The 20,666-nt window shown below is 44.7% G+C and carries 23 protein-coding genes; 8 read left to right on the top strand and 15 right to left on the bottom strand.

What is annotated here, in order from left to right; genetic code table 11:
* Positions 1-56 precede the first annotated feature (56 nt).
* From R7P74_RS13165 to R7P74_RS13145, 5 genes are all read right to left on the bottom strand, one after another.
* Positions 57-1,145, bottom strand: coding sequence for a DegT/DnrJ/EryC1/StrS family aminotransferase (locus tag R7P74_RS13165; RefSeq protein ID WP_206170716.1), 1,089 nt, complete (start codon positions 1,143-1,145; stop codon positions 57-59).
* A 30-nt stretch (positions 1,146-1,175) separates the two neighbouring features.
* Positions 1,176-2,048 carry a glucose-1-phosphate thymidylyltransferase RfbA gene (rfbA, locus tag R7P74_RS13160; RefSeq protein WP_136976546.1) on the bottom strand — a complete coding sequence of 291 codons (873 nt, stop codon included), beginning with the start codon at positions 2,046-2,048 and terminating at the stop codon, positions 1,176-1,178.
* The gene (rfbB, locus tag R7P74_RS13155; protein WP_213896270.1) at positions 2,048-3,112 is read right to left on the bottom strand and encodes a dTDP-glucose 4,6-dehydratase; all 1,065 of its coding nucleotides are present in this window, start codon (positions 3,110-3,112) and stop codon (positions 2,048-2,050) included. The genes rfbA and rfbB overlap by 1 nt, the downstream gene beginning before the upstream one ends.
* Positions 3,113-3,256: 144 nt before the next feature.
* Positions 3,257-3,967: a 3-deoxy-D-manno-octulosonic acid kinase gene (locus R7P74_RS13150; protein WP_132936687.1), complete on the bottom strand. Its 711-nt coding sequence runs from the start codon at positions 3,965-3,967 to the stop codon at positions 3,257-3,259.
* Positions 3,968-3,978: 11 nt separating this feature from the next.
* On the bottom strand, positions 3,979-4,386 hold the full coding sequence (locus R7P74_RS13145) for a diacylglycerol kinase (RefSeq protein ID WP_005395798.1): 408 nt from the start codon (positions 4,384-4,386) through the stop codon (positions 3,979-3,981).
* Between the two features lie 107 nt (positions 4,387-4,493).
* Between R7P74_RS13145 and R7P74_RS13140 the strand changes: the two genes are divergently transcribed.
* Genes R7P74_RS13140 through R7P74_RS13130 form a run of 3 tightly spaced genes read left to right on the top strand, consistent with a single transcriptional unit; the run spans position 4,494 to position 7,137 of the window.
* A complete protein-coding gene (locus tag R7P74_RS13140; RefSeq protein WP_017820712.1) occupies positions 4,494-5,549 on the top strand; it encodes a glycosyltransferase family 9 protein in 1,056 nt (351 codons plus the stop codon).
* A gap of 35 nt (positions 5,550-5,584) precedes the next feature.
* Entirely contained in the window at positions 5,585-6,352 is a 768-nt protein-coding gene (locus R7P74_RS13135; protein WP_005395793.1) for a glycosyltransferase family 2 protein, read from the top strand.
* Positions 6,349-7,137 carry a glycosyltransferase family 2 protein gene (locus R7P74_RS13130; RefSeq protein ID WP_005379421.1) on the top strand — a complete coding sequence of 263 codons (789 nt, stop codon included), beginning with the start codon at positions 6,349-6,351 and terminating at the stop codon, positions 7,135-7,137. Before R7P74_RS13135 ends, R7P74_RS13130 begins: the two co-directional genes overlap by 4 nt.
* Before the next feature lie 30 nt (positions 7,138-7,167).
* Here the strand turns inward: R7P74_RS13130 and R7P74_RS13125 are convergent, their stop codons facing one another.
* The 8 genes from R7P74_RS13125 to R7P74_RS13090 form a co-directional block, all read right to left on the bottom strand.
* On the bottom strand, positions 7,168-8,103 hold the full coding sequence (locus tag R7P74_RS13125; RefSeq protein WP_136976544.1) for a glycosyl transferase family 90: 936 nt from the start codon (positions 8,101-8,103) through the stop codon (positions 7,168-7,170).
* On the bottom strand, positions 8,090-8,572 hold the full coding sequence (coaD, locus tag R7P74_RS13120; RefSeq protein ID WP_005379411.1) for a pantetheine-phosphate adenylyltransferase: 483 nt from the start codon (positions 8,570-8,572) through the stop codon (positions 8,090-8,092). The genes R7P74_RS13125 and coaD overlap by 14 nt, the downstream gene beginning before the upstream one ends.
* An 86-nt stretch (positions 8,573-8,658) precedes the next feature.
* Positions 8,659-9,468 carry a bifunctional DNA-formamidopyrimidine glycosylase/DNA-(apurinic or apyrimidinic site) lyase gene (gene mutM / locus R7P74_RS13115; RefSeq protein ID WP_053349744.1) on the bottom strand — a complete coding sequence of 270 codons (810 nt, stop codon included), beginning with the start codon at positions 9,466-9,468 and terminating at the stop codon, positions 8,659-8,661.
* A 102-nt stretch (positions 9,469-9,570) separates the two neighbouring features.
* Positions 9,571-10,047 carry a hypothetical protein gene (locus R7P74_RS13110; RefSeq protein ID WP_031780919.1) on the bottom strand — a complete coding sequence of 159 codons (477 nt, stop codon included), beginning with the start codon at positions 10,045-10,047 and terminating at the stop codon, positions 9,571-9,573.
* A 275-nt stretch (positions 10,048-10,322) separates the two neighbouring features.
* Entirely contained in the window at positions 10,323-10,493 is a 171-nt protein-coding gene (gene rpmG / locus R7P74_RS13105; RefSeq protein WP_004410866.1) for a 50S ribosomal protein L33, read from the bottom strand.
* A gap of 13 nt (positions 10,494-10,506) precedes the next feature.
* Positions 10,507-10,743, bottom strand: a complete 237-nt coding sequence (rpmB, locus tag R7P74_RS13100; protein WP_005384783.1) for a 50S ribosomal protein L28 — start codon at positions 10,741-10,743, stop codon at positions 10,507-10,509.
* A 302-nt stretch (positions 10,744-11,045) separates the two neighbouring features.
* Positions 11,046-11,720 carry a RadC family protein gene (gene radC / locus R7P74_RS13095; protein ID WP_025768320.1) on the bottom strand — a complete coding sequence of 225 codons (675 nt, stop codon included), beginning with the start codon at positions 11,718-11,720 and terminating at the stop codon, positions 11,046-11,048.
* 114 nt (positions 11,721-11,834) lie between these two features.
* Positions 11,835-13,508, bottom strand: coding sequence for a methyl-accepting chemotaxis protein (locus tag R7P74_RS13090; RefSeq protein WP_017820706.1), 1,674 nt, complete (start codon positions 13,506-13,508; stop codon positions 11,835-11,837).
* 193 nt (positions 13,509-13,701) lie between these two features.
* On the opposite strand from R7P74_RS13090, the gene coaBC reads away from it, so the two are divergent.
* The 3 genes from coaBC (at position 13,702) to R7P74_RS13075 (ending at position 16,620) form a co-directional block, all read left to right on the top strand.
* A complete protein-coding gene (gene coaBC / locus R7P74_RS13085) occupies positions 13,702-14,901 on the top strand; it encodes a bifunctional phosphopantothenoylcysteine decarboxylase/phosphopantothenate--cysteine ligase CoaBC (RefSeq protein WP_225473524.1) in 1,200 nt (399 codons plus the stop codon).
* A gap of 171 nt (positions 14,902-15,072) precedes the next feature.
* Positions 15,073-15,663: a nucleoid occlusion factor SlmA gene (gene slmA / locus R7P74_RS13080; protein ID WP_005379386.1), complete on the top strand. Its 591-nt coding sequence runs from the start codon at positions 15,073-15,075 to the stop codon at positions 15,661-15,663.
* Between the two features lie 6 nt (positions 15,664-15,669).
* Positions 15,670-16,620, top strand: a complete 951-nt coding sequence (locus R7P74_RS13075) for a Kdo(2)-lipid IV(A) acyltransferase (RefSeq protein WP_033905948.1) — start codon at positions 15,670-15,672, stop codon at positions 16,618-16,620.
* A gap of 84 nt (positions 16,621-16,704) precedes the next feature.
* Here the strand turns inward: R7P74_RS13075 and pyrE are convergent, their stop codons facing one another.
* Positions 16,705-17,346: an orotate phosphoribosyltransferase gene (gene pyrE, locus R7P74_RS13070; protein WP_026000307.1), complete on the bottom strand. Its 642-nt coding sequence runs from the start codon at positions 17,344-17,346 to the stop codon at positions 16,705-16,707.
* A 104-nt stretch (positions 17,347-17,450) separates the two neighbouring features.
* Positions 17,451-18,167 (bottom strand): ribonuclease PH, encoded by a 717-nt coding sequence (rph, locus tag R7P74_RS13065; protein ID WP_017634994.1) that lies wholly within the window; start codon positions 18,165-18,167, stop codon positions 17,451-17,453.
* Positions 18,168-18,351: 184 nt separating this feature from the next.
* On the opposite strand from rph, the gene R7P74_RS13060 reads away from it, so the two are divergent.
* Both R7P74_RS13060 and R7P74_RS13055 read left to right on the top strand, forming a co-directional pair.
* Positions 18,352-19,218 (top strand): YicC/YloC family endoribonuclease, encoded by an 867-nt coding sequence (locus R7P74_RS13060; protein WP_225473523.1) that lies wholly within the window; start codon positions 18,352-18,354, stop codon positions 19,216-19,218.
* Between the two features lie 170 nt (positions 19,219-19,388).
* Positions 19,389-20,606: a tyrosine-type recombinase/integrase gene (locus R7P74_RS13055; RefSeq protein ID WP_017789005.1), complete on the top strand. Its 1,218-nt coding sequence runs from the start codon at positions 19,389-19,391 to the stop codon at positions 20,604-20,606.
* Positions 20,607-20,666: the final 60 nt, after the last annotated feature.

Genomic DNA, 20,666 nt, shown 5'->3' with positions numbered 1-20,666 from the left:
GCTTGTAGATATTTCAGGATGCTGTTTCTCATCTTATACTCTCTTTTTGCAACCAATCATGATTTTTTAAGTATTTGTTTTATCTTGTTTACCATTGATTCACACAAATCAAAATATATAGGCAAGCATAAGATCCTTTTACTAGTCGAGCGACTAACTTCACATGGAGTTCCTTCATGACCATAACTATCGACAAGATCTAAACTTGGATAAAAGTACCTTCTTGGAAAAATGTTATTCGCTTCCAAGTTAGCCTTAGCTCTAAGTAATGACTGCTCCGAGTCAAACACGATTGGTACGTACGCACCATTAGGTTTTGAGCTATCCGACCAATATTGCATTTGGAAAACATCAGAAAGGTGGGTTTGATAACTTTGCCATAAGCCTCTTCGCTTGGTCATGATACTTTCTATATCATCTAGAACACAGTGACCCATAGCGGCTTCAAACTCATTCATCTTGGCATTGGTTCCAACACCTTCTATTGAATCCGGTCCTGTTATTCCAAAGTTAATCATAGAGCGTACTTTAGCTGCTAGCTCATCACATTGTGTAATCACAGCTCCACCCTCTATCGTGTGGAATAACTTTGTGGCATGGAAACTTAATGTACTTATATCACCGTACGTTAATACACTTTTTTTATTTAGGTCCACACCAAAAGCATGAGCGGCATCATAGATAACTTTTAGACCGTGCTTGTTTGCTATAGCTTGAATCTCATTTACTTTACATGGGTTACCAAACACGTGCACCGGTACTATTGCAGACGTTTTTTCTGTAATAAGATCTTCAATTAAATCAGGATTGATATTAAAGGTATCACTTTCAATATCACAAAAAACAGGGGTTAAATTTTCCCAATTAAGCGTGCTTGTGGTCGCAGCGAAAGAGAAAGGTGTTGTGACCACCTCTCCAGCTAGATTAAGTGCTTTGTAAGCAACTTGAAGTGCCAATGAGCCATTTGCAACCAATATAACATGCTTAACACCAAGATACTCAGCTAGTCGAGATTCTAAATCCTTAACGAGAGGACCACTATTGGTCAACCAACCGCTCTCGTACACACGATCAACATATTGTTTATACTTATCTTTTGACGGTAGATATGGTTTTGTTACAGGAACAATTTCATTGCTCATCATTTAATATCTCATTGCAACTAACGAGTAGTGCTATTTTTGTTCGGTGACTAACTCGGAAAGGTAACGTCCGTAATCATTTTTTTGCATCGGTTTTGCAATGGATAGTATCTGGTCTCTTGTTAACCACCCATTGCGCCACGCAATCTCTTCTAAACAGGCAACTTTAAGACCTTGAACATTTTCAATGGTTTGAACAAACGAAGAAGCTTCATGTAGGCTTTCATGCGTTCCAGTATCTAACCAAGCAAAGCCGCGCCCTAGTAATTGAACATTCAGGTCACCTTGCTCAAGGTACATTTGGTTTAGCGTCGAAATCTCTAATTCACCACGAGCTGAAGGTTTGACTTTTTTTGCCAATTCGACGACTCGGTTATCATAAAAATACAGCCCAGTGACAGCATAATTGGATTTAGGCTTTACTGGTTTTTCTTCAATCGAAATCGCCTGCATATTGGCATCAAATTCTACAACGCCAAATCGCTCAGGATCTTTAACCTGATAACCGAATACCGTCGCGCCACGGGTCTTCATCGCAGCTTGCTGAAGGATAGGTGTGAACCCTTGCCCATAAAAGATGTTGTCACCCAGCACCAAACATACTGAGTCATCGCCAATGAATTCTTCACCAATGATGAAGGCTTGAGCTAAGCCATCTGGGCTTGGTTGAATCGCGTATTGCAACTCAATGCCAAACTCTGAGCCATCACCTAATAGACGCTGAAAACCCTCCTGGTCTTCTGGCGTGGTGATGATCAAGATTTCACGAATGCCCGCAAGCATAAGTACTGACAACGGGTAGTAAATCATTGGTTTGTCATAAACCGGCAGTAACTGCTTAGAGACACCGCGTGTAATAGGGTAAAGGCGAGTGCCCGAGCCACCTGCTAAAATAATGCCTTTCATTATTCGCCCGCTCCTAATCGCTCTAAACTGTATGAACCATCAAGCACACGTTGCCACCATTGTGGGTTGTTTAGGTACCATTCGACGGTTTTGCGAATACCGCTTTCAAACGTTTCTTCTGGCGTCCAGCCAAGCTCTTGAGCAATCTTGGTGGCATCAATTGCGTAGCGCACATCATGACCAGGGCGATCTTTCACATACGTGATCAAAGATTCATAAGACTCAACACCTGCAGGTTTGTTTGGTCGCAGCTCTTCAAGTAGCGAGCAAATGGTTTTCACCACTTCAATATTCGCTTTTTCATTGTGACCACCAATGTTGTAGGTTTCACCGACTTCACCTTCGTTGACCACTTTGTAAAGCGCGCGAGCATGGTCTTCCACAAACAGCCAATCTCGGATCTGCATACCATCACCATACACAGGCAACGGCTTGCCATCGAGGGCATTTAGAATCATCAGAGGGATCAACTTCTCTGGAAAGTGATACGGGCCATAATTGTTGGAGCAATTAGTGATAAGTGTTGGTAAGCCATAAGTACGTTGCCAAGCGCGAACCAGGTGATCGCTCGAAGCTTTAGATGCAGAATATGGGCTGCTCGGCGCGTATGAGGTGGTTTCGGTGAACAAATCGTCCGTACCCTCTAAATCGCCATACACTTCATCCGTAGAAATATGATGAAAACGGAATGCCGATTGGCGCGCTTCATCTAGGTTCGACCAATATTGACGGGCCGCTTCGAGCAGATGGTAAGTGCCCATCACGTTGGTCTCAATAAAAGCAGCAGGACCATCAATAGAACGATCGACATGAGACTCAGCCGCCAAATGCATCACCCTATCGGGTTGATGCTCTGAAAACACGCGATCTAGTTCAGCTCGGTCACAGATATCCACTTGCTCGAAGTAGTAACGTTCACTCTCTGAGACATCAACCAGTGATTCTAGATTCCCTGCGTAGGTCAGTTTATCTAAATTGATGACGGTATCTTGGGTGTCACGAATGATATGTCGGACAACAGCTGACCCAATGAAGCCTGCTCCACCGGTTACTAATATTTTCATTACAAATGTTACCTACGTTAATTTTTGTGCCATCAGATACACATGAATACTTTATGATTATTGTAGTTTATAGACTCACTCGAGCATCGTTAGACTCAAGAAGGCTTACTTAGAGCAATCAATATAAAATGATAAAAAACTCAATTAAGATTGAGAAGCATAACCGTCCTGAAAATGTTCAAAATCGGATTCTTGCCAAATAATCTGTCGCTTTAAACGCTCTTTATTAAATGAACGCAGAAGTCTATTTAGATTTTGATGCTTCCAGTCACCAGAAGTTTCAAAACGACACTTATCAAAATCGATAATCCATACCTTATCTTTGTCGTCGATCAAGATATTGTGGATATTCAAATCGGTATGGTTAACGCCAACCTGATGCATCTTGGCAATTTCTTGCCCTATTTTCTGATACATTTCTACCGATAAAGACTGTTCTTGCAAGATACTAACCAGATCTCTGGCGTTTGGGATTCGCTCACTTAATAAATCAGCTTGATAGAAGAGTCCTGACTTTACGGCTCTTGCTGCAATAGGACGAGGAACGTGCACCCCAGCCTCAATTAGCGCCAACAAAAGCTGAAACTCTTGCGCACAACGGGTGTTATCCCAGCCAGAGAACCAATAATGATCGTTAACTAACTTCCCAAACAAACCGCCACGACGGTAATGACGTAGTGCCGCTTGCATGTTCTCTAGTTGGATAAACCATGTCGTGCCTCGCCCCGTCGCACTGCCAACCACCTTGTCTAAGGACTGCCAGTATTCCGCATCAAATATCGGTTGGCTAGGGTCTGTAATGATCTCGTCATCAAACCAGATCACTTGGTTGTTGTTTTTATACTGTTGAGTCATGCGCTCACCCTCTAGCCTAAATACCGGCTGGCTAATATATACAACCAAGTAAATGCAGCAAACGCCAAAGCAACCATAACGGCAGCAGAGCCTATATCTTTAGCTCGCCCACTGAGTTCATGCCGTTCAATACCGATACGATCCACTACCGCCTCAATCGCTGAGTTTACAAGCTCTACAATCAAGACTAATACCACGACCCCGATCATTAAGATACGCTCAACCATGCCGACATCCACTAGCCAAGCCAAAATCACAGCAATACTCAACAGAGCCAACTCTTGTCGAATGGCAGCTTCATGCTTAAAAGCCGCTTTTAATCCTTGGATCGAATAACCCGTCGCTTTAACGATGCGCTTTAGCCCGGTGTTACCCGGCTTGCCAGATTCTTGCGATTGATGTGGTGTTGTCTTTGACATTGCAGAACACTTATCAGTACTTAGCTATATTCGAGCCGTGTATTTTACATTTATTGGGGATGTCTGCATAATTTACCTGCCTCTATTCATCGAATCAGACAATAATTATGTTCACTTCTGCCCCATCGTCACTATGCGTCTTGCGTTTGTCCGCTATCGGAGACGTTTGCAATACTATCGCCAGCATTCAAGCTATTCAGAAACACTGGCCTTCGACCCAGATTACTTGGATAACGGGTAAACTTGAAGCCCAGTTATTAGCCGCCATCGATGGTGTAGAAGTGATTGTTTTTGATAAAAAAGCGGGACTTGATGGCTACAAATCACTTTGGCGACAGCTGAAAGGCAGAGAGTTTGATGCGCTATTGCATATGCAGTACGCGATTCGAGCGAGTGTCGCAACGTTGGGCATTAAAGCAAAATACAAACTTGGTTTCTCTTCTGATAGAAGCCAGGACTTTCAAACACTATTTACCAATGTCAAAGTGCCTTCCCCGCAATCTCTGCATGTCGCAGATGGCTTAATGGCCTTTGCCCATCAAATTGGGGTACCAAAGGCAGGACTAGACTGGGTACTTTCTTATTCAGACCACGATCAAGCTTGGGCAGAGTCTCATATTTCTCGTAGTAAACCTAACCTGCTGATTGTGCCTGGTGCGAGCAAAGCTTATAAAAACTGGAACGCGGAAGGTTATGTGGATGTGATTCATCACGCCAGAGCAAAAGGCTGGAACGTGATTCTGGCAGGCAGCCCTGCTCAGGTAGAATTGGATCTGGCAGAGGCCATTCAATCTCGCTTGGAAGAACCGTGTCTAAATTTAGTTGGACAAAGTTCAATTCTGCAAATGCTTGCGTTAATAGATAAGGTTGAAATGGTCATCGCCCCCGATACCGGACCAGCACACATGGCGAATGCAATGAAAACACCAATCATCGGGCTCTATGCACACCATAATCCGCTGCGAGTGGGACCTTACCGTTATCTAAAATACGTTGTCTCAGTGTATGAAGAAACGATCTTTGCGGAAACAGGTAAAAACAGTCACGAGTTAAGCTGGCGAACTCGCGCTAAAGATGAAACGGCAATGAACCGCATTACCAGCACTCAAGTAATGAGCATGTTCGATCAAGTCTTAGAAGATTTGTATCCTCAATACCAGTAAACTTACTGTCTTGATTTGTTAAGAAGGAAATGACCTTGTCCAAACCAACCTTAGCCGTTGCCTTAATTGTAAAAAATGAAGAGAAGCACTTACAAGCTTGTCTAGACACAGTAAAAGATTGGGTCGATGAGATTGTCCTTCTAGACTCGGGCAGCACTGATCGCACCGAAGAAATCGCCCGACAATACACAGATAAGTTTTACACCAACCTAGATTGGCCAGGATTCGGTAAACAGCGCCAACTGGCGCAGCAATACGTTACGGCAGACTACGTTTTGTGGCTTGATGCGGACGAACAAGTCACTCCAGAGCTAAAAGAAAGTATCTTACACGCGGTATCAGCCAATAAGCCGAACGTTTTATACAAACTTAATCGACTAAGCTCAGCGTTTGGTAAGTTCATCTACCATTCTGGTTGGTCTCCAGACTGGATTGTGCGCTTATATCGCACCGAATATACACAATATAATGATTCGCTCGTTCATGAAAAAGTTGATGAGAAAAACTATCAAACTGAAAAACTGGATGGTCGACTGCATCACTACACTTACGAGCACCTTCATCATTACATCAATAAAACCACTGGCTACCTCAAGGCCTGGACGGATGAACGTGAAGGTAAAAAGAAAGCGGGTTTAACGACCGCTATCGTTCACGCTCTTGCTAGCTTTTTGAAGATGTATGTGCTCAAACGAGGCTTCCTTGATGGCAAGCATGGCTTCATTCTAGCTTGGCTAAGCATGCACTCTACTTTTGTAAAATATATCGATCTCTACTTACGTGAACAGGCAAAAAAATCATGAAAACGACTTTAATTATCACCACTTACAACTGGAAAGAAGCATTAAAAGCGGTGTTAGAAAGCGTGAAACGTCAAACCGTTTTGCCTGACGAAGTCATTGTTGCAGATGATGGCTCTCGAGAAGACACCAAAGCAATGGTTGACCAAATGCGTGAAGGTTTTCCGGTTCCACTGATTCATAGTTGGCACGAGGATAATGGCTTTCAGCTTTCAATGAGCCGCAACCGTGCGATCGCCAAAGCATCAGGTGACTACCTCATCATGATTGATGGCGACATGGTGCTGTCCCAAACGTTTATTGAATCACATAAGCAAGTCGCAAAACCAAATTGGTTTGTGCAGGGTGGACGTGTGTTAACGGATGAAAGCTGCAGCAAGGCCATCATGGAAAACGGCTTAGTGCCTTCCATTTTCAGCAAAGGCATTCGCAATCGTAAAAACTGCATCACCAACGCCTTGCTATCGAAATGGTTCTCTTACGAGCGTAATAACGATAAAGCCACTCGCGGCTGCAACATGGCGTTTTGGCGACAAGATGTCATCGAGGTGAATGGCTTCAACCAAGATTTTGTTGGATGGGGACGCGAAGACAGCGAGTTTGTTCATCGCATGTTGAATGCGGGTAAGTCACGTCTTTACCTAAAATTTGCAGGTGTAGGCTACCACTTGTACCACGTAGAAAACTCTCGCGCGTCACTCGGACAAAATGACGAGATTTTAGAAAACACAATTAAAAACAAGCTTAAACGCTGTGAGAATGGTGTTGATCAATTTCTAGAAGCTTAAGATTATAAAAAAGGGGCGTTTCGCCCCTTTTTATTGTTGCTGAGATAAAGCGAAGTACTTATCGGCAACCATCAATGAGATCAAACGCTCTTTACGTTTATCTTTGAACTGCTCAACCCACTGGTGCGCATTTTCAATGATCGCTAATGCTTCTTGCTCATTCGCTAGGTAATAATCCATCTTTTCGGGCAAATCCGAATAGTCATCCTTCACTTCAACATAGTGGACGCCTGCCTCTAACTTACCTTCCATAAACCAAGTCTCATATTTTGGCTTTGACATAATAACCAAGGAGTTAGACGACATAGCCCACTTAAGGTTGGTGGCCACATCATTGCCTTCTATACAGAGCAAAAACTTATACTGCAGTTGCTCTTCAATACTCATAAAGCCCTTTTCCCATGGTTTCCCTTCTACCGGGCGGGTCTGGCCAATATTGCATTGCGGATGGTTGTAAAACGCATGAATCACCTTTTTACGATGCGGCTGAAAACCCACGCCGCGCCACGCTACCATGTCCTTTTTATCTTGATAGCGAACAGGATCGTCAATAAATTTAAAATGACGAACTTGATTAAGTTTCAACACCACTGAATTTTGGTTGTTACCAAAAATAGGGCGGCTTTTTATAAAGCTCGGTACATTGGGGATGTGTGTAACATCGCCATTGATGTAGTTAAACGCAAAACTGGAAGGGAAATAGCGTACAACTTGGCGAAGATCGAAAAAATACGTCCAGCCTTTCGTTTTTTTGAATGTATCGATGGTCGAGTAACTTTGTTCTCGGCTATCGACTGAAAACGGCGTTTCACACTTATTGTAATAGTTCACCCGCTCAAGACAGCGTTGCAGCTCTGCCTCGGTCAGATTCGAAAGTAAACGCTTGGCTTGTGCTCGATATACAAAGCGAGGGATAAGTGTCGAGAGAGCGTTTGAGAAATAATAAGGGAACTTACTGTCTTTCATTCAGTTTTTCCCCAATCGCGATGGCTACTGGCTTGGGAACGAATTGTTCGATACTTCCGCCATGAATCGCTACTTCTCTCACGATAGTCGACGATAAAAACGCAAACTCTTCTTCAGGAGTTAAAAATACGCTCTCGATTCCTGGTAATAGCTTTCGGTACATGTTGGTCAGTCCAAACTCGTATTCAAAGTCTACCGTTGTTCGTAAACCACGAATAAGAACCTTAGCTTTCTCATCTCTCGCGAAATCCACTAATAACCCGGAGAACCCCTTTACCGTCACACCAGGTAAATGCGCTACAACGTCCTGCATCAGTGCAACGCGCTCTTCCAATGAAAACATAGTGTTCTTCGATGGGCTTGCGGCTACGCCAATCACAACCTCATCAAACATTTCGTGAGTACGTTCTATTAGATTGAGGTGACCATTAGTCACTGGATCAAAAGTGCCCGGATAAATGACTTTCATATAATTTACTAAGTTATTCGAAACTGATTGAATTATTGAGGCTCGAACGCAAGATTACAACAACTTAAGCTCGATAATAGCTCGACTTACTTCTGACACTCACTACAAAAGAAGGTATTACGTTGGCCAATCTTTAGCTCTTGAAGTCGTTCGCCGCACTCTGGGCATGGCTCTCCTGCTTTTCCGTAAACCAATAACTCTTGTGCAAAGTAACCCGGCTTTCCATCGGCTTGCGCAAAGTCTTTCAGCGTAGTCCCACCTTGCGTAATGGCAATCTCAAGTGTCATTTTGATATTTTCAACAAGTAACCCCCACTCTTGAGAAGTCAACTTACCTGCGGGCCTTGAAGGGTGAATTCGAGATTTAAACAACGACTCATTCGCGTAGATATTTCCGACACCAACCACGACTTTGTTGTCCATGATGAACTGCTTGACGGCAACACGCTTATTTTTAGCTTTCTCCGCTACATATTCCGCATTGAACTCTTCAGTTAAAGGCTCAGGCCCCATGTTTGCTAGCACAGCATGTGACTCGCCAGGAGCACACCACAGCCATGCCCCAAAACGACGCGGATCGTTATAACGCAGTATTTTTCCACTGCTTAGTTTGAGATCCACATGATCGTGCTTTGCTGGCGGAAAGTCAGCATCTAGAACACGTAAAGACCCCGACATGCCCAAGTGAACAATGGCTGTACCTGTGTTTGTCTCGATCAGTAAGTATTTCGCACGACGGCTAATCGCACGGATCACCTGCCCTTCCAATTTTTTAAGCTCTGTAGGAATATCCCAGCGCAATTTAGGCGTTCGAAAAGTAAACGACTGGATCGTTTGTCCAACCATGTGAGGGCTAATCCCCATACGGCTCACTTCAACTTCTGGCAACTCAGGCATTAGATTCTCCAATTCACCGGCTAATAGTTCTCGCTGCTAGCATAATCGAAAAGAAAAACGATAAATAGGGAGGCTTATTAGGGGTATAGACGCAAAAAGGCTCTACTCTGGCATAAGGTAGTTTTCATCGACGGAGATAGCGACCCATTTGTCTTGCCAGGTTTTAAATAGCCAAAAATCAGGTAAACGAAAGAAAGTCACCCGCTGCGGCTCTTCGAGATCCTGATACCAAACTTCTACCGTTTCAGGTACCGTCAGGTTAGGTTTTAAATGATCGTACTGTTCTGAGGTGAGCTCGGTCCCTTCCAATGATTGCCAGTGTGATACAAGTTCACTGATCGGTGCATCAACTTTGATGTTGGATTGCCATCGTCCATCATGCAGTTCAAACTCCCAGCCACTATAGTACAAAGACTCCACCGTATAGTCGGAGCGAAGTACATTTGGGTAAGGGTCTGCTTGGTCTGTTAATAGGTAAGTTTTGATCCACATCGGCGCATTTAAGATCACTATAAACGCGATAATGCCCAGAATAAGAATATTGTTCCATCGGCGGCGACGAGCCGGACTCACACGCATAACCATCTCTACTCTCTTATCGTTATGAGTAAATTACCAAAGAGTATTGAGCTTGACTAGAACAACGGTGTGCAAGTGAGTAGGGAGTGGTGACTAAGCGGCAGAGAGCGATCAATCAAAAATTCGAGTATAGAGTCGGACCAGTAAAATAACTTCAGCAGTACTTTATAATCCGATGACGTACTGAACACTTTATCTTCAGCACTTTTATTCAGGTAATAAAAAACCCAACTCGAAAGTTGGGTTTTTCAATTCATCAAAGAGACTGAAACCAATTATTTGATTTTTGCTTCTTTGTACATAACGTGCTGGCGAACTACTGGATCAAACTTTTTGATCTCAAATTTGCCTGGCATGTTACGCTTGTTCTTATCAGTTGTGTAGAAGTGGCCTGTACCTGCAGAAGATACTAGACGGATTTTCTCACGAACGCCTTTCTTTGCCATTGCTTATTTCCTCTTAAACGTTTTCGCCACGTGCACGCATGTCTGCAAGAACAGTATCAATACCTTTCTTGTCGATGATGCGCATACCTTTAGCAGATAGACGTAGTTTAACAAAACGTTTTTCGCTCTCTACCCAGAAACGATGAGTTTGTAGGTTCGGCAGAAAACGACGCTTAGTAGCATTTCGTGCGTGTGAACGGTTGTTACCCGTTACTGGACGCTTACCAGTTACTTGGCATACTCGTGACATGAATGTCTTCTCCAAAATCGTTTCAGCTCGATATCAACCTTGGTGGCCGAACCTCTCTATCTCTCGAAAAGAAGTTAGAGGTTAAGAACCGCTATGGAAAATCCATACAAGGCTATCAAAGGTCGCGCATTATACTAACTTGATATGCATTGCTCAAGACCCGAACAGATCCTTTTTACAGGTTTTCGTGATCTTTTTTTAGACAGCAGATTTTTTTAGCAGTCCAAGCTGAATTCAGTTAAAAATTTAGTGGCGTGGATGATAGCAGATTTTTAGCAACTAACAACCTAAAAAACGCACAGTTATATCCAGCCTCTTTCAGCAAAAGAGACACTTTCCCCATCTCCGATGACGAAATGGTCCAAAATACGAATATCCACCAATGCTAATGCGTCGGTGAGACGCCTTGTAATCCTTCTGTCAGCTTGGCTCGGCTCAGCAACGCCTGAAGGGTGATTGTGCGCCAAAATCAAAGCCGCCGCGTTATGATGCAGAGCACGCTTAACAACTTCTCTCGGATACACCGACGCTGCATCCAACGTTCCTTCAAATAAAATTTCATCTTTTATCACTCGGTGCTGGTTATCGAGAAAAAGAATATAAAAAGCCTCTCTTTGCCGATCCCTTAAAATAGAAGACAGATATAACTTAGTTTGGTCGGGGCTGGTTAAGGCATCACCACGCTTTAGCGTCTCCGCCAAGTAACGTTGTGTCATTTCTAGTACCGCTTGCAACTGAACATACTTGGCTTGCCCTAATCCTTTGTGACGACAAAACTCTTCTTCTGATGCTGAAAATAGTTGTCTGAGCGAACCAAAGTCTTGAATAAGGAAGTCTGCAAGCTCAATCACGTTCATTCCGCGGGTGCCTGTGCGCAAGAAGATGGCCAGCAGTTCGGCATCGGTCAAAGCTTGCGGCCCTCGTTGCAGTAGCTTCTCTCTGGGCATGGACTCATTTGGCAAAGCTTTCAGTATCATCTGATGTCTCTTTATATGGAAAGTGTCCCTATTCCACAAAACAAAAAGCGAAAGTCGAGTATGACTTTCGCTTTCTTCGTACCATCAGTGCTTTCCATGCAACTTAACAGTTCATCAGAGTTTAAAGTTGCCAACCAAGCCGTGAATTTCCGTTCCAGACTGTGATAGCTGCGTGCTGATTGACTCGGCATGCTGCAACGTCTCATTAATGTTGTTCACGATCTGTTGAATAGCCACTAAGTTTTGGTTGATGTCTTCTGCAACCGCACTTTGTTCTTCTGCGGCAGACGCGGTTTGAATACCCATATCTCGAATTGTTCCGATAGAATGATGAACACCAGAAAGAGATTGCTGAATGAGCGCAGATTCTTCCGCCGTTTTGACACCTCGTTTTTGGCTCACCGACATCGTACTGACCGCTCTTGATACACCATTTTGTAGCTGCTTGAGCATGTCGCCAATTTCATGAGTACTATTTTGCGTACGACTGGCTAACGAGCGCACTTCATCCGCAACGACGGCAAACCCTCGACCTTGCTCACCGGCTCTAGCCGCTTCAATCGCCGCATTTAGGGCCAACAAATTCGTTTGCTCGGCTATCTCGCCAATCACATCCAGCACTTTGGTTATTTTTTCGGTCTGTAAACTCAACTCAGAAATTGCATCTGACGTGCTGTCTATCTCCGTCACGAGTTCGGTAATGCCTTCTATTGCTTGCTCGACCTCATGCTGAGCGGCGGTGACTTGACTGTTGGCATCGTCAATTGCCTGCGCGGTCGCATTGGTATTGCTGGCTACTTCTTTGGCAGTCATGCTCATTTGCGTCACTGCCGTCACGACTTTGTCCGTCTCTAAACAGTGATCCTGCATTTGACCGCTCGCTTGGCTGGTCTGAGTGTTCAGGCTTTGAGAAACGGTCTGTACTGTCGTCGCAGAGCGATGAATGTCCTGCATCAGTGGGTGCAGCTTATCCATAAACTCATTAAACGCGGCCGCCACTTCACCGACTTCATCCTGACTTTCGACTTTTAAACGAGCCGTTAAGTCACCGCCGCCTGCGGCAACATCTTTTAATGAAGCCGCGACATGTTGTAATGGCTGAATGCCTTTAGACACCACGATACTGGTGAGAACACTGGTAATGATCAATCCAATAACGGAAATCAACACGGCAGATAATGTATGCTCTTTTAGCTCTTGAGTCTTTAACTCTCTGTGCATCGCAACTTGCTGGTCGATGTCATCAATATAAACGCCAGTACCTAAAACCCAGTCCCATTTCGATAGATATTCTGCATAGCCCAACTTAGGCGCTTGTGCGTCAATGGTCGGTTTGTGCCACGAGAAATAGAGGAACCCATCCCCTTTTTGAGAAGCGTCAATCAAGCCCGCAATAACTGCGACCCCATTTTCATCTTTTAAGTCGTAAAGGTTTTTACCCTCTAATGCAGGTTTGATGGCGTGCAACGTATTCACACCTTGAGAGTCGTAGGCAAAAAAGTAGCCATCGCTTTCAAAGCGCATGGCTTTCAGAATTTCTTTTGCTGCCTCTTTATTACTTCCATTTACATCCGCGTCGTATAACGGTTTTATCGCCGTCACGCCCATCATCATGTAGGCTTGTAACTCTTTCTTTTTCGTTTCGATGAGCTCTTGCCTGTCTCTTGCCAGCTCCGCTTCCAAACTTTTACTGCTGTTGATGTAATACACCACTGAGATCAACGTAGTGATCAACAACAGCGGAATTAGGGTTATCAGCAGCAATTTGTTTCGACTTTTCAACACCATGGTTTCCACTACCTCTTTTTCTTTTCAGACTTGCAAACTCCGCGCAACTTGTCTGTGAGGTAGGCGAGAATTTTCCCTTCCTCGGTCAGATTAATACTCTGGAGTTTGATGTGAATTATCTTCTCGTTATATATGCTCGGGCGGTCAGACTTTGAATTGTGTTAAAATCCGGTCATCAAATTGGAGATCTCACATGCAAACACTAGCAGGAAAGAAAATTCTACTCGGCATCAGTGGCGGTATTGCCGCGTATAAATGTGCGGAGCTAACCCGTCGCCTCATAGAGAGAGGAGCGCAAGTTCAAGTTGTAATGACGAAAGCCGCAAAAGAGTTCATTACCCCTTTAACCATGCAAGCCGTTTCGGGCCGTCCTGTCTCGGACAGTTTACTAGACCCAGCAGCGGAAGCCTCTATGGGCCATATTGAATTGGCCAAATGGGCAGATTTAGTGCTATTAGCGCCCGCGACCGCGGACTTAATCGCGCGCATGTCCGCAGGCATGGGGAACGATTTACTTACTACGCTCGTGCTCGCGACGGATTCCCCTGTTGCTGTTTCTCCTGCGATGAATCAACAGATGTATCGCAATATCGCAACCCAAGAGAACATCGCTACGTTAGCGCGTCGTGGTATGCACATCTGGGGTCCTGCGGCAGGAGAGCAAGCCTGTGGTGATGTAGGACCAGGTCGAATGCTGGAACCAATGCAGCTAGTACATCTATGTGAACAGTTCTTTCAACCAAAATTGCTAGAAGGTAAGTCGATACTCATTACCGCCGGACCAACTCGCGAAGCGATTGATCCAGTGCGTTACATTACGAACCATAGCTCCGGGAAAATGGGCTATGCATTGGCGAGCGCCGCAGCGCAGATGGGAGCAAAAGTCACCCTCGTGAGCGGTCCTGTCAGTTTAAATACGCCCGTAGGTGTTGAGCGCATAAATGTTTCCAGCGCACAAGAGATGCAAGAAGCCGTTATGACACATGCAAGCCAGCATGATGCCTTTATTAGCTGCGCTGCCGTTGCCGACTACCGCCCACAAACGATCGCGTCTCAAAAGTTGAAAAAGACAGAAGACAACGACGAAATGGTCATTAATATGGTTAAAAATCCTGATATTGTTGCATCTGTGGCAGCAATGACGGAGAAGCGTCCGTTTACCGTCGGTTTTGCGGCTGAAACCAATGATGTAGCGACCTATGCTCGAGGCAAGTTAACAAAGAAAAACCTCGATATGATCTGTGCAAACGACGTTTCGGTTGCAGGGCAAGGATTTAACAGCAACGACAACGCAATTACCCTTTACTGGCCTGAAGGTGAACTTGCGCTCGCTTTAGAATCAAAAGAAGCATTGAGCTTTAAAATTCTCGAAAAAATGCATCAATTGATGTAACTAACGTTTGAAAACCCTGCCAATTTTTTACAAAAGCTGGCATAAATTTGGTACAAAAATGACAACTAAGGGTGTTAAATCTCCCATTCCACCCTTAGTGGTCTAGTTTGAGGCGAAATAGCGTCTTATAATCCCCTCCGCTCAACTTTGTATTTTGAAAGGAAGTAACTAATGGCCGGCAGTAAAAAATCCAACCGTCGTGAAGAGATCTTACAAGCATTGGCAGAAATGCTTGAATCAACAGATGGCGCTTCACGTATTACTACGGCAAAACTGGCCAAGCAAGTCGGCGTTTCAGAAGCCGCGCTGTATCGTCATTTCCCAAGTAAAGCGCGCATGTTCGAAGGGTTGATTGAGTTCATTGAAGAAGCCTTGATGACACGCATCAACCGTATTCTAGACGACGAAAAAGATACACTAGAGCGTATTCGTATGGTGATGCACCTTATTTTGGCGTTCTCTGAACGTAACCCAGGTCTGACACGCATTTTGTCGGGTCATGCTCTAATGTTTGAAAATGAACGTCTACGTGAACGCATCAATCAACTCTTTGAGCGTATAGAAACACAATTGCGCCAAATCCTGCGTGAACGTAAGATTCGTGAAGGGAAGTCTTTCCCTGTCGAAGAGCGCATCCTAGCTGCGCAAATTCTGGGACAAGTTGAGGGGAGCCTAAACCGCTTTGTGCGTAGCGACTTTAAATACCAGCCGACTGCAAACTTTGACGAGTACTGGGCGCTTTTAAGTGCACAAATAAAGTAAAAGACTATGAGTAAAGACAAATACACGCAGCCCGAGTTTTCTCTTTCACTTCTTCACCCTCGTAACTGGGGCGTATGGCTTGGTTTTGGTCTGTTGGCCATCCTCGTCAATATTCTTCCTTATCGGCTGCTGCTTTCATTAGGTCGTTCACTCGGTAAACTTGGCATGCGCTACGGTAAAAAGCGTGTCCACGTTGCTCAGCGTAACTTAGAATTGGCCTTTCCAGACAAAACACCTGAAGAGATTCAACATATTGTTGAAGAGAACTTCAAAAATACCGGTATGGCACTGATAGAAACCGGAATCACTTGGTTCTGGCCGACTTGGCGCTTTAAAAACCTGATCGTCGAGAAAGATCTCGGCGCACTGCGTGAAAAAGCCAAAGAAGGTAAAGGCGTCCTACTTTGTTGTGTCCATGCTCTTAATCTAGAGATCACTGCGCGTGCTTTCGCCGTGTTAGGCGTGGCCGGGTACGGCGCGTTTCGTCCGCATAATAATCCTGCTTATAACTTTATCCAGTATTGGGGACGGACACATAACGGCAATAAACTGATTGATCGTAAAGATGTAAAAAAGATGATTCGTGTTTTACGCAGCGGTGAGCGTCTGTTCTATTTACCGGATCACGATTACGGTCGCAAAAAATCAGTATTTGTGCCCTTCTTTGCCGTAGACGATGCGTGTACGACAACAGGCACGAGCATTCTGGCGTATACCTCAAAATGTGCGATCATCCCAGGCTCAGGGTTTCGCAATGACGAAGGAAAGTACGACATCATCGCCGATAAGTGCATTGAAGCCGATTATCCACAAAAAGACGAAGTCGCCGCTGCCGCTTATATGAACAAGTATGTGGAAGAAGTCATTCTACGCGCTCCAGAGCAATGGATGTGGCTCCATAAACGCTATAAAACCATGCAAGATGAGCATGTCGAGAAAGGCATTCGCTATAAGTAAGTGGTCAAGGCGATGAATCCAAAAACAAAAAAGGGCAGATGAATATCCATCTGCCCTTTTTACTTTTTCGGAAAAAGTAACCAATTAAATGCCGTATTCTGCGCGGTACGCTTTAACTGCTTCTAGATGCTCTTTGTCTGTGCCTTTCTCTTCAAGGAAAGTCACAAGGTCAGTCAGGCTAACGATTGAGATGATTGCACAACCAAAGTCACGCTCCACTTCTTGGATCGCAGACAACTCACCTTTGCCTTTTTCTTGGCGGTCAATCGCAACCAACACACCAGCAAGGTCTGCGCCATTTGCTTGAATGATTTCCATCGATTCACGAATCGCAGTACCTGCTGTGATTACGTCATCTACTAGCATGATACGGCCTTCAAGCGCAGAGCCTACAAGGTTACCGCCTTCGCCGTGATCTTTCGCTTCTTTACGGTTGAAGCAGTAAGGCGTGTCGACGTCATGATGATCCGCCAGCGCGACTGCTGTTGTCGTCGCGATTGGAATCCCTTTGTACGCAGGGCCAAACAGCACATCAAACTCAATGCCTGAATCAGCGAGCGCGGCTGCGTAAAAACGACCAAGACGCGCTAGGTCACGACCAGTATTGAAAAGACCAGCGTTAAAGAAGTACGGGCTTTTACGGCCAGATTTCAAAGTAAACTCACCAAACTTAAGAACTTCTTTCTCAAGTGCAAACTCAATAAATTCACGCTGGTATGCTTTCATTATTTTCTCTCTATGTCCTTGGTTTCTTGTGTCTCTTCTCGACAATCATTCATTTCTCTATTGTCGAGATAAAAAAATAGCCCCCATAATGGGAGCTATTTAAATCAATTGGCTAACGCCGCCTTCTGCGCTGCGACAATTTCCGTAATGCCGACTTTCGCCGACTCTAGCAGAGCCATCAGCTGCTCGTGACTGAACGGTTCACCTTCTGCGGTGCCCTGAATTTCAATCATCTTGCCTTCTTCTGTCATTACCACGTTCATGTCTGTGTCTGCCGCTGAATCTTCAACGTACTCAAGGTCACACAGAACATCATCACCTAGCAAACCAACTGAAACTGCCGCTACGTGGCCTTTCATTGGGTTTGCTTTTAGCTTGCCGCTATCTACTAGGTGTTGGAATGCATCGGCCATTGCAACACTTGCGCCGCTGATGGATGCAGTACGCGTACCACCGTCAGCTTGGATAACGTCACAGTCAACGGTGATCATGAACTCACCCATGGCTTTTAGATCGACAACTGCACGTAGGCTTCGCGCGATAAGACGCTGAATTTCCATCGTACGGCCGCCTTGCTTTCCACTTGCCGCTTCACGACGAGTACGCGAATGTGTTGCTCGAGGTAGCATGCCGTATTCAGCTGTAACCCAGCCTTTACCTTGACCTTTTAGCCAACGTGGCACAGATTCTTCGACGGTCGCATTACACAACACTTTGGTGTTACCGAACTCAACTAGCACTGACCCTTCAGCATAAGCAGTGTAGTTACGAGTAATTTTGATAGGGCGAACTTGATCCGCCTTGCGATCGTTTGGACGCATGGGCATCTACCTTAAATATGAGGAGAAGACGATTTGGTTGGGCGAAGATTATAACGGAATCGATTCCGGATTCATAGGTTACGCATCTGGCACAACATAAACAATCCATACATCCCGCGCACCTATCGACGCAGCGTGATACACTCTTGAAGTAATTTTCAAAAAATGAAGACAGGAAAATTCGATGATTTACAGTATGACAGCGTATGCACGCAAAGAAGTAAAAGGCGATTGGGGTTCTGCGGTATGGGAAATCCGCAGCGTGAACCAGCGTTATTTAGAAACATACTTCCGCATGCCAGAGCAATTTCGCGGGTTAGAGCCCGTTTTACGTGAGCGTTTTCGTAAGCGCTTAGCGCGAGGCAAAGTAGAATGTAATCTACGTTTTGAAGCAAACCCTGCCGCAAAAGGTGAGCTTAGCATCAATGAAGCGCTTGCTAGCCAGGTAATTAAAGCCGCTGAACAAGTCATGCACATGACTGGTGAACTGAGCCGAATCAATCCATTTCAAGTTATGCAATGGCCGGGGGTAATGGAAACGCCAGAGCAAGACATGGATGCGGTAAATAAAGTGCTACTAGAAGCGTTTGATGGCGCAATGGATGAATTTATTGAAGCGCGCGCTCGTGAAGGCGAGAACATGAAGGCGCTGATTGAGCAACGCCTCGAAGCGATCACATCAGAAGTTGCGAAAGTGCGCGCACGCATGCCAGAAATACTAGAGTGGCAACGTGAGCGTCTGTTCTCTAAATTTGAAGATGCAAAAGTAGAGCTAGACCCATCTCGCGTTGAGCAAGAGCTTATCCTTCTGGCACAGAAATCAGACGTAGCAGAAGAGCTAGACCGTCTTGATTCTCACGTAAAAGAAACCACGAACATTCTGAAAAAAGGCGGCGCAGTGGGTCGTCGTCTAGATTTCATGATGCAAGAGTTCAACCGTGAATCGAACACGCTAGCGTCGAAATCCATCAGCACCGACATCACCGCATCGGGCGTTGAACTGAAAGTTCTAATTGAACAGATGCGTGAGCAGATCCAGAATATCGAATAATTTTCCCTCTCTTTCCAATACCTTCCTTTTTATTATAAAGCCCTGATTATTCAGGGCTTTTATTTTTCATTATGAACCACCCTGTTTCAACATGTTCCAAAAAAGCGGTGAGTTAAATGGTGAGTAATAGCTCGCTATACTTAGTTCAAATGGTGAGTATTGGAGGTATCATGGCATCAATGACAGCAAAGCAGGTAGCCGCGCTTGCAAAATCAGGTGAACCGACCAGAAAGTCCGACGGAAAAGGGCTCTACTTTGTCGTTCCAGATTCAGGAGCGCCCTACTGGGCCCTTCGATATAGTGGAAACTGTGGTAAACGTAAACAAATGACTCTGGGCCAGTACCCTGGGATGTCTTTGGCAGATGCAAGATCAGAAGCCGAAGTTTTCAAGCGTGACTTAAGGCAAGGAGTAGATCCCCTCATTGCAAAACAGCGTCAAAAGTGGACTGGAATAACATCGGTCGATGATTTATTTGAGGATTGGTATAAAAACGATTTAGCCTCAAGGTTAAAGCATCACCACATTCCAGCTCGAATATATCGGAAAGAGATTAAGCCAGTAATTGGCGAGTTCAAAATTCAGGACGTAACGGCTCTGGATGTTCGAGAGATAATTCAAAGAGTTAGGGATAGTGGTCGTCTAACCGTTGCAAATGACACGCTTGGCTATATGAAGCAGCTTTTCAAGCACGCATTAAAGCTTGAATTAACCTCTAATAATCCCGCTGCACCTTTCACAATAAACGATGCTGGAGGGCTCGAAAAAACTCGTAAGCGAGCATTGGACCTAAATGAAATAGAGAAAGTATTTGAAGTATTTCGCAGCAATCTAAACAGCTTTGGTAGAGATAACTATTTGTTGTGCTGCCTTTTCTTGGTTCTAGGTAATAGGAAGAGTGAACTATGTGAGGCACCTTGGTCAGAGTTTGACCTTGAGGAATCTGTCTGGCATATCCCAGAGTGGCGAGTAAAGACAGGAATCGCTATATCTATTCCCCTGCCACGCCAGGCAATGACATGGCTCAGTGAGCTAAAAGTAAGGTCAATGGGGTCTGAGTTTGTTTTTCCAGCCAGACGCAGAAGTAATCTATTACATATGGGACCTGATACCCTGAATAGCGCAATCTCAAAGTTGTTTGGACGAGAAGCAGGGAGGAAGGTTCAGCCACCTAACGTGATGGGTGATATAAAGCATTTTACAGTGCATGACCTACGGCGAACATTCAGGAGTCTAGCTGCATCGGTAGGAACGCCAAATCACGTCGCTCGGCTGTGCATAAATCATCGACAGGGAGGTGTTGACGGTATTTATGATAGATATGAGTACTTTGATGAACGAAAAATCGCACATCAGAAAGTTGCAGATCTAGTTTCTCCCTTGGTTTGAAGAAGCTATTAATTGAATTGGCCATATCTAAGGAAACCCGAAGCTATTAGCTATTTTTAA

The sequence above is a fragment of the Vibrio sp. 2033 genome (assembly GCF_033339735.1).
This window is presented reverse-complemented; position numbering and strand designations above follow the sequence as displayed.